We start from the raw sequence: 8807 nt of genomic DNA, 5'->3' as shown, positions 1-8807 counted from the left end.
CTCCAGACTATCTCTCGCGATTTAGCCCTTGCCATTCGCTAGTAGTTATCGTTTAATAACAGTATGTTATTTAAACGGTGATCTCCCTACAGAGGACTTTCACCTCATAAGTCAATGCCCATGTCGGGCGTACACAAGTTGCTTAAACGGAAAAATAACAGTTGGCCATCGCTTCGCGATTATAGCCAACCATTATTTTCCGCTGAATGCGGCGTTGAGGCTGTAGAATTACTCTTTTTAGGAACTGGTTCTACACAATTGACTTGATTGTTTTTTAACCTTGAACCCACAGGGTTACTGTGATCTAATAGATATTATTCACCCACGGTAAATTGTTATGGCTCTTTCATTAGGTAAGGAGTCAAGCCTGACTTATCTTGCCAAAATAAATTCATTCCGATCAATTTCGCTGAATAAATTGACCTTACGCGGTCAAACGAAAGCGAATGCCCAATGGCAACTGTATTGCTTAGTTTATAATATAGAAAAGCTGCAAAACACGATGCATTAATAAAGGTAAGCTGCTACCTCTCCAAATAAGCCACTCAAAGACTTGTAATGCCTTGCAAAACGCCAATTAAGGCAACAGCAAATCCTATTTTATATTTTATGTGAAAGTCAGTTGTCGATTGAATCAAAATAGGAACTCAGCTATGGTTAATGCATCAATAAAAATATATTAAAAACGAGTTAATTTACAGGCTCGTTGAGGCATACATAAGGATTTACATGAACGTTGCTTTAAGCATCATGAAAAAAATTTGGAATCTTGGGGCTGTTATATTTTTCATTTGGTTCGGCTTTAAAGTCATAGGTTATGGAATGGACATATTAAATGTTGAAGTACCGTCAATGTGTAAATATACCGATGTTGCTGAGTTTTCTTCCCCAAACGGTAAAAAAATTGCAAAACTTGGTTATTCTGATTGTGGAGCCACTACAAATTGGCAATCAGGTATAAGTATTGTTGATGTAGAAACGGGTAAAGTATTTAGAGGCTTGTTTGGATTGGATGGGAAACCTGAAAATATAGAAGTTGTTTGGAAATCAGATACAAAAGTAGTGGTTTCTAATTTTCCAATAAAAAACTTACTTTGGTTTAAAAACGATAACTTTGCAGGCGTTTGGTTAGAGTTAAAGCCAAGTATGGCTAATCGGGTAGCCGGAGGTCTCTAACCTCCAGCCCCCACACCCCACACCACCCATCATGCGCTTTTTATTAGTAGGAAGTGCAATGCGCGGTTCATCTCCCGTAATGAATATTGATCCAAATATCTCTCAATGACGCTAAACCTTGTGACGCTAGATAGTCATTGCCTAGCGCAATGTTAATTCCTTTTGTTTTTGAGCTTCTATAAGGGCCTACTTTTGGTGCTGGTGATACCACACGATATGGCGAGTCGCTCACTGTCCCCCAATTTCATTAAACGGCGTACTTTAGTGCATGTAATACCTTGATTAAGAGCGCCATTGCCGCCAGTATCACATTCTTAAGCACAGCGCCTCTTAACCTCTTTGTGTGTGAATAATTCACTAATTTTTTTGCACAAAGAGAAGGGAATGAGAAGTAAATGAGGGAAACTTAGCGCTTAGTCTTGGCATGGCTAAACCACTAATAAAAATAAATTTAAAACAAGTTATTTTACAGGCTCATTAGCTGCCATATAAATGTGATGTGTTCAACTTGCTGTACATGTTAATTTTCTAAGCCTATACTTGTTCCATCAAATATACATGTAGAGGTTCTGATGAAAATTGTATCTTTTACTGAAGCCAGAAATGGTCTCAAAGCTGTTTTGGACGGAGTAGTTAATGATGCCGATACAACAGTAATTACTCGCCGTGATTCTGAGGATGCAGTGGTTATGTCTTTAGACTATTACAATAGCCTTATGGAGACCGTTCACTTGCTTCGTTCACCTGAAAATGCAGAGCATTTAAATCGTTCAATAGCGCAGTATCGTGCTGGCAAAACAACAGCACGAGAGCTAATTGATGAGTAGTCGTTTACTGTCTTGGACTGACGATGCTTGGACTGACTACTTGTATTGGCAAACTCAAGACAAGAAGACGCTAAAACGTATCAATAAACTTATCAACGATGTAAAGCGCTCTCCGTTTGAGGGCATAGGTAAACCTGAGCCACTAAAAGAAAATTTATCAGGTTTTTGGTCTCGCCGCATTGATGATACCAATCGACTTATTTATGTAGTAGATAATCAGGCTGTCACAATAATTTCGTGCCGCTATCATTATTAAAACAGATCTTAACGTCAGGCAACTAATCGGGTAGCCGGATGTCTTTTCCAACCCCCACATCACATGCCTCCTATTAGCGGGAAGTGAAATGGGCGGTTTACTGGTGATACCACATACTATGGCTATTAGGTAATTCCCCAACCGCGTAAATTTGTTTTACTCTAAAGCGCAGCGTCTCTTAACTTCTTTGTGAATCATTCAGTTAAAGATCCTTTACACAAAGAGCAGAGCAAGAGAAGCAAATGAGGTTTAACTTAAAGGCTAAGATCAGCATGCGTAAGACACACTACATTAATAAAGTTATAAGCTTCAACTTCTCCAAATAAGTCATTCAAACACCTCAAAAAACGAATTAAAACAACACCAAGTCTTTTTTATATTTTACGTATCATCAAAGTAACCGATTGAATTAAAACAGGAATTCGGCTATGGTTAATGCATTAATAAAAATAAACTAAAAACGAGTTATTCTACAGGCTCGGTATGTTTCTAAGAGAGTTACAAGTTGATGTTTAACATTAAAAAACTAATTACATTTTTCTTTTTTATCATGCTAGTTAACTTCAGTGCTACCAATGCTAATGGGGTAGAGAGTTTACAGCTCATCCAAATATTAAAAGATGGTGTTAATGGTGTTGATGGTTTAGGTAACCCTAGAAGTGTAAAAGTTCTTTTGGATAATTCTAAGGTTTTTGTGACTAGTGGAGATGATAATGCTTTTGCCATTTTCAATGTAGACAATAATTTCAACCTAACCTTCAGTCAAATATTTAAAAATTCTTCTGCTAACATAAATGGACTAGAGGGTGCTTCAGGTGTTGCCTATTTGGAGCAAGGTGATCAGGTAGTTGTCACTGGCTTTTATGATGGAGCTTTAACCCAATTTTCTAAAAATAAAAACAGTTATCGATTTAATAAAACTATTAGTGACGGTCTTCATTATGAAAGAGTATTTAATAGTGATTTGCCCGTTGGTAAATTAGATACCCTTGGTCTACTTGGTGCTTGGGATGCAATTAAGACACACAACGAAAAACAACTCTTAGTTGCAAGCTATATGAGCAATGCTGTCGTGGTTTTTGATATTATATCCGATGGTCGGATTCTTTTTAATAGGGCAATAAAAGACGCGAGACCACTTGAAAATAGCCTAGGTAAACCAGTCAGTTTAGCCTTGTCTTCATTGAATGATAAATTATATGTGCTGGGGTTTGATAACCATCAATTAACTATCTTTGATCGAAAAGGCGGGGGGGAGTTATTGGTAAAACAAGTAATAAAAAATGGCGTCGCTGGCGTGGAGCAATTTGTTAATCCTCAAAAGATCGTTGTTTCACCTGAAGGAAAGTTTTTATATGTCGCTTGTTCAGGTAGCAACGCTATTGTTGTTTTTGAAAAGAAAGAAACAGGAAAATATGCTTTTGTGCAGACAGTAAATAATTCTGAGATGGGTGGTTCAGGGCTAGAAGGCGCCAGTAGTTTAGCAATATCGGCTGACGGATCGAAAATTTATGCTGCTGGAGAGGCGGGACACGGCTTGTATTTGTTTAGTGCGGGAATTGATGGGCGACTTAGCTTTAAGAATAAACTGTTAAGTGTTCGTGATAATGAATTAAAAAAAATATCATCAATTACCCTTACTAGTGATAATCAGCACCTGTTAGTCGCTACTGGTAAAGGTAATTCATTATTTGTCTTTAAAATAAAACAGATATAGACAGATGTCACGAAACAAATCGGGTAGCCGGAGGTCTCCTACAGCCCCCACACCGCCCATCATGCGCCTTTTATAAACAATAAGTGCAATGGGTGGTTCACCTCCGTGATATGAATATGTATCCGAACATCTTTCAGTGACACTAAGCCTTGTGAAGCTAAATAGTTATTGCCTAGCGCAATGTTAATTACTTTTGTTTTTGTCTAGCAGCTTGGTTTGGCAGTAATTGCTCAACAATTTCCCTTGCTGGCAATGTGTAACGCACACCATCAAACATCACTGAGGTAAATTCCTCAATGCTCGTTATGCCCGTTAAAGTCCAGCCTTCACCACGCTCAGGGCAATAAACAGTGGTTGTTGGTTGTATTACTTTAAATTCATCGCTCATAATTTGATTGCTGTGTTATTAACTTGTATGCGCGGTATCTTAAGGCAATAATAGTGGGCTTTAAAGCCGTAATTTAATTTTATTTATGAACAATGAGTTTGCACTAAGCCGAATTACATTAAAGCCAATTAAACATAAGGACTGTAGCGCGTTGTGGGCTATTTTGTCTGAGCCGTTAGTTGCGCAATATAATGACTATGCATTGCCACTTACGCGTAATGACGTAAAACAACTGATCCAAGATGATATTACTGGCATGTATGAAGGAAATACGCTGCGCTTAGGAATGTACTTATTAAATACGTCGACCTTGATTGGCTGCATTGGTTTATATGGTATTGAAGCGGGCAGTGCTTGGTTAGGGTTTGAGTTGTCTGTAGATTATTGGGGGGATGGGTTTATGTCTGAAGCATTAGCATTTATGCTAACAAATATAGCAGCCGTTGTTGCGCAGTTAGGCAATGAGTCGAACATTACTAATTTACAGGCGAAAGTGGCGACAGAAAATACCCAAAGCCAGCAACTACTTCGCCGTTTTAAATTCACTCATGTAGCGAGTGAACATTGGCTGTATAAATTTTAAATCATACTTTGTTACATAACGGTAGTTTCATAAAAAATCGAGGAAGGGTATTGTTTTTAAAACAATCTTTGACTTGCAGTTATGATGACCCTATTAAAAAAACTAAATTGCACTGTAATAATTATTCTTTTCAGCATAGCAGCCCTGATTGCAGGTGCCGTTGTTATTTATAAATACAACGCGCATTACACGTCAAATTTTAAAGACATCACAATTTATTCTCAGATATTGGATGAAAGTAGGAAAGTGTTTATTCGTTTACCTAACAATTTTGAGCCAAATAAGCGCTATTCCTTGATCATTAGAACCGATGGTAACTTTAATCTTACGCAGTGGGATTCAGTGATGGCTGAGTTACCAGCGCAGCAAGATACAATTTTAGTGTCTATTCCTAATCAATTTTGGACCTTTACCAGAAATCGTGATTTAGTGCCGCCGTATGCACGCCAAGATGTTAATACCCAAGCTCGCCCTGCAAGTGAAAATGCCCCTGAGTTATTTGGCCAAGCGGATAAATTTTTGGCTTTTATAGACAGTGAATTATTACCTTATTTAGAGTCACATTATAAGCTAGATAATAATCGTGTTTTGTCGGGCTATTCAGCAGGAGGGAGTTTTGTTTTATACACTATGAGCACAAAACCTTGGCTGTTTAACGGTTATTTTGCATTTAGTCCGGCTGCTTGGTATGACGATATGACAGTTGTAAAAGAGTTTGAGCAATTCTTATCACAACGAAGCCTCACTACAGAAGATAACATACCGCTGTCGCTCTATATAACAGTTGGAGGCGCGGAACACCCATTAATGTTAAGTGCCTTTGCTGGCCTTAAGAATAGTCTTAACATACATGCTAATGATATTATCTGGGATAGCAGAATTAATGATGCTTTAGAGCACTGGGAAAACCCGGTGGTTAGTGTTAAGCAGGCACTCGATTTCTATAATTCATCGATAAATTAATATGCTGAACTAAAGAACAAGTTAGTAAGAAGTCAGATTAACTTACCCATCAAAAGAACACATCATACTACACCTATAGATCTGGATAACGTTGCATAGCAGTATTTTTTAACAAAAACTATCAAAAGGGATTATGAGCTTAATAAGTCAAAGTTAGCTATTCGGTTAAACGTTTCCAACAAGAGTTATGCTTATTCAGCCAGGAAAGAGGGATCTTCATTGATACAATTGTAACGTCTAGCATTAAAAATTATCCGTAGCTAGTCAGTGTTTTAACAATGGCAGCGAATTAGTTGGGGGTTTAGAAGCTGAGTTTGATTTACACGGCGAATAATTACGGTTATTAACTAGTCGTGTTGTTTGTACCTTGTTTATTAAGCAGGATTAAACAAGGTACTTAACCATTAAAAAAGCGCTATCACATTTGGTTACGCTTTTAATGTAATCAGAGGGTAGGTTTCACTTTAAATTTAATGCTAAAAGTGAAACACACAGAGTGAAATAAGTTGCCGCTAAAGAATAGATAGTTTGTTGGTGAGTTGCCGTAACATTTTTTCAGGTTGCGGATCTTGCTCATTTAACCCAGAGACTATTGTCATAAAATAACAATCTAACATTACGCTTGCTTTGATATCATCAAACTCGGGTTGTTCGCTAAATAACCGTTGCTTAAACTCATTCATTTGCTGCTCGAAAAAAGCGCTTTGCCAAATCATATCGCTTATTAATATTTTGCTGAACTCACTATTACTACAATAAAACTCAAACAACGGCAGGGCATAGTGACGAAGTTTTAAACGCGGTGCATGTTGCTTATCAGTCAGGCTTGACTGATGAATAATCGCGTCAATTTGTTGCTGCATTCCAGCTTTAAGCAAATCAACTTTATTCTCGAAATGGCTAAAAACAGTCCCTGTAGCAACGTTTGCCGCGGTTGCTATTTCCCGTGTTGATGTTTGCTCATAGCCTTGCTGTAAAAACAGTAACCAAGCACTGGTAAGAATTTTATTATAAGTTTGAGTTTTTTTATTCATTTTATTTCATGAGGTTAGGTTTATTTAAAATGCAAGCAACACATAAATATTGCAAAAGTGACTGCGCTCAATTATGTTTGTGAGCATGCTCATTTTAACAAAAGGATGTGATATGCAAAAAGTTAAACTGATAATTGGCTACGTTTTATTTGTGCCATTTATTATTTTTTATTCTTACATGTTAGGCCCATTACTAAAAGCAATTTTATTGCCCAGTGGAATTTTGATGGTGTGGATCATACTTGGTGCAAAAGCGGGGTATGTAGCATTTAAACAGGCATTTATTAAGCAAGGGAAGCGTAGCAGATAACGATGTTTTCATGCAGATAGGCTGATAGATTAACCAGCCCATCTGCTCAGAAGTTATACCAATCGTGTTACGTTACTGGCCATTTATAGCGACAGATAAATACAGTGATAACAAGGCAGAAATTTGACATGTAGTTGCTCTCAGCAATTGCTCCTGCATTGCTCTACCTCTTGCATCCATGCAGTCGTACATGAAAAATTACTAACGCTGTTAGCGTTTTATTTAGCCCGCTAGCATGGTTAAATATTTAAGTCGATTGATATCATAGAGTGTAATGAAATCCGATAGCAATACCATCGTCTTCAGATAAACCCATTTGATACTCTTGCTCTTTATCGGCACTTGAAAAATCACTAAAATCTTTGCGCGCTTCTATGTACACAATCGTATCAGCGTCAAATAAATAGTGAACACCAAGTACACTAAATTGACGTTTAAAGTTGTCATTTGGGTCGGCATTAAAATTTGGCTGGATCACGTAATCTGTTCCAGCATCATAGACGTTATATGCAATGAAGGTGCGAATGTCATTATCAAACTTATAAGATAATAAAGACTCTAACCCAACCGCGTCTTTGATCAAACGGCCTAAGTTATCGGTATCGTGATTTTCGTTTTTATTGATGTTCGCCGCAAAATAGATGCCATCACGGTCAAAATTGCCCCAAGTAACCCCAGCGCCATAAATAAAATCGTTAACAGACTGAATTCGTCCTGCTGCGTAATTTACGGTTAGTTCTCCGCGGTTAAACCCAGCAGTAAGTTTTAAGTCGTCGCTTACTGAATAGGTAACGGCTGCGCCATAGGTAGAATTAAATTCCACTTGTTGAGCAAGCTCACTGCCATTTTCCCACAATGCCTGACAAGCCGCTTCTGAAATAGCCTCAATATCACAGGTATAAAAGTTATTATTTTTAAACTGAACTTGCGCTGCAAAGCTAAAGTCGCCATAACTATTACGGTACTGTAATAACTTATCGCCTCGACCGGTGCCATTAATTGCGCCATCGTCTTTATTATACGTGTAAACACCGGCTGCATTACCGTCCCACACTAAACTGTAGTTAGTGCTATACACAACGTCGTACCATGCACCCCATTGCTTACCTATTGTAACTTGGCCATATTTTTCATGCGCTATACCTACATAGCCAAGTCGATTATATAAAAATTCGTCTTGAATAGATTCAAAGCGGTTGTTATAGATAATATCGCTACTACCAACAGGGTTAACTCCCCATTCTAGCAATGCCAGTGCAGTCCATTGATTTTTAAGTTTGCGGCTAAAATCAAAACTGATCCGTGATGCACCATTCACTATTTCTGTCTGTCCTTGAGTGTGAATGACCCGCGTATCAATAAATCCGCCAATGGTCACGTTATTTGTTCCATCATCGTAAAGCTCAATAGCGTTTACGCTCGGTGCCATCAACGCGCTTGCGATGAATACCGCAATTAATTTTCTATTCATTCAATATTGCCTTGTGCTATTTATCATTGTCCTTTGGTCGCGCAGACTAACAAAGCTAAATTGAGGGTAAAGTGAAAAAATA

Annotated in this window: 10 protein-coding genes and 1 pseudogene; 8 read left to right on the top strand and 3 right to left on the bottom strand. The window is 37.9% G+C overall.

Annotated features, from left to right (window positions below; all coding sequences use genetic code 11):
• Positions 1 to 409: 409 nt before the first annotated feature.
• The 5 genes and pseudogenes from ENH88_RS23250 to ENH88_RS04115 all read left to right on the top strand — a co-directional run.
• Positions 410 to 511: pseudogene (locus tag ENH88_RS23250) on the top strand (transposase); the annotation flags it as partial.
• A 218-nt stretch (positions 512 to 729) separates the two neighbouring features.
• A complete protein-coding gene (locus tag ENH88_RS04130) occupies positions 730 to 1176 on the top strand; it encodes a hypothetical protein (protein ID WP_304179807.1) in 447 nt (148 codons plus the stop codon).
• A gap of 572 nt (positions 1177 to 1748) precedes the next feature.
• On the top strand, positions 1749 to 2003 hold the full coding sequence (locus ENH88_RS04125) for a type II toxin-antitoxin system Phd/YefM family antitoxin (protein WP_064666222.1): 255 nt from the start codon (positions 1749 to 1751) through the stop codon (positions 2001 to 2003).
• Complete coding sequence (locus ENH88_RS04120) at positions 1996 to 2259, top strand: Txe/YoeB family addiction module toxin (RefSeq protein ID WP_064666223.1); 264 nt, start codon at positions 1996 to 1998, stop codon at positions 2257 to 2259. Before ENH88_RS04125 ends, ENH88_RS04120 begins: the two co-directional genes overlap by 8 nt.
• A 508-nt stretch (positions 2260 to 2767) precedes the next feature.
• Entirely contained in the window at positions 2768 to 3976 is a 1209-nt protein-coding gene (locus ENH88_RS04115; RefSeq protein WP_304179803.1) for a beta-propeller fold lactonase family protein, read from the top strand.
• 187 nt (positions 3977 to 4163) lie between these two features.
• Here the strand turns inward: ENH88_RS04115 and ENH88_RS04110 are convergent, their stop codons facing one another.
• Positions 4164 to 4364 carry a hypothetical protein gene (locus tag ENH88_RS04110; protein ID WP_304179800.1) on the bottom strand — a complete coding sequence of 67 codons (201 nt, stop codon included), beginning with the start codon at positions 4362 to 4364 and terminating at the stop codon, positions 4164 to 4166.
• 85 nt (positions 4365 to 4449) lie between these two features.
• Between ENH88_RS04110 and ENH88_RS04105 the strand changes: the two genes are divergently transcribed.
• Complete coding sequence (locus ENH88_RS04105) at positions 4450 to 4947, top strand: GNAT family N-acetyltransferase (protein WP_304179798.1); 498 nt, start codon at positions 4450 to 4452, stop codon at positions 4945 to 4947.
• Between the two features lie 84 nt (positions 4948 to 5031).
• Entirely contained in the window at positions 5032 to 5910 is an 879-nt protein-coding gene (locus tag ENH88_RS04100; protein WP_414704793.1) for an alpha/beta hydrolase, read from the top strand.
• Between the two features lie 512 nt (positions 5911 to 6422).
• On the opposite strand, the gene ENH88_RS04095 is transcribed toward ENH88_RS04100, so the two are convergent.
• Positions 6423 to 6944 (bottom strand): TetR/AcrR family transcriptional regulator, encoded by a 522-nt coding sequence (locus tag ENH88_RS04095; RefSeq protein ID WP_304179794.1) that lies wholly within the window; start codon positions 6942 to 6944, stop codon positions 6423 to 6425.
• Between the two features lie 112 nt (positions 6945 to 7056).
• On the opposite strand from ENH88_RS04095, the gene ENH88_RS04090 reads away from it, so the two are divergent.
• On the top strand, positions 7057 to 7254 hold the full coding sequence (locus ENH88_RS04090; protein ID WP_304179793.1) for a hypothetical protein: 198 nt from the start codon (positions 7057 to 7059) through the stop codon (positions 7252 to 7254).
• A 262-nt stretch (positions 7255 to 7516) separates the two neighbouring features.
• On the opposite strand, the gene ENH88_RS04085 is transcribed toward ENH88_RS04090, so the two are convergent.
• Positions 7517 to 8725, bottom strand: coding sequence for a porin (locus tag ENH88_RS04085; RefSeq protein WP_304179792.1), 1209 nt, complete (start codon positions 8723 to 8725; stop codon positions 7517 to 7519).
• Between the last annotated feature and the right edge of the window lie 82 nt (positions 8726 to 8807).

The sequence above is a fragment of the Pseudoalteromonas prydzensis genome (assembly GCF_011050055.1).
Taxonomy (GTDB): Bacteria; Pseudomonadota; Gammaproteobacteria; order Enterobacterales; family Alteromonadaceae; genus Pseudoalteromonas; species Pseudoalteromonas prydzensis_A.
Note: the sequence above shows the minus strand (reverse complement) of the source record. Positions and strands in the feature narration are given on the sequence as shown.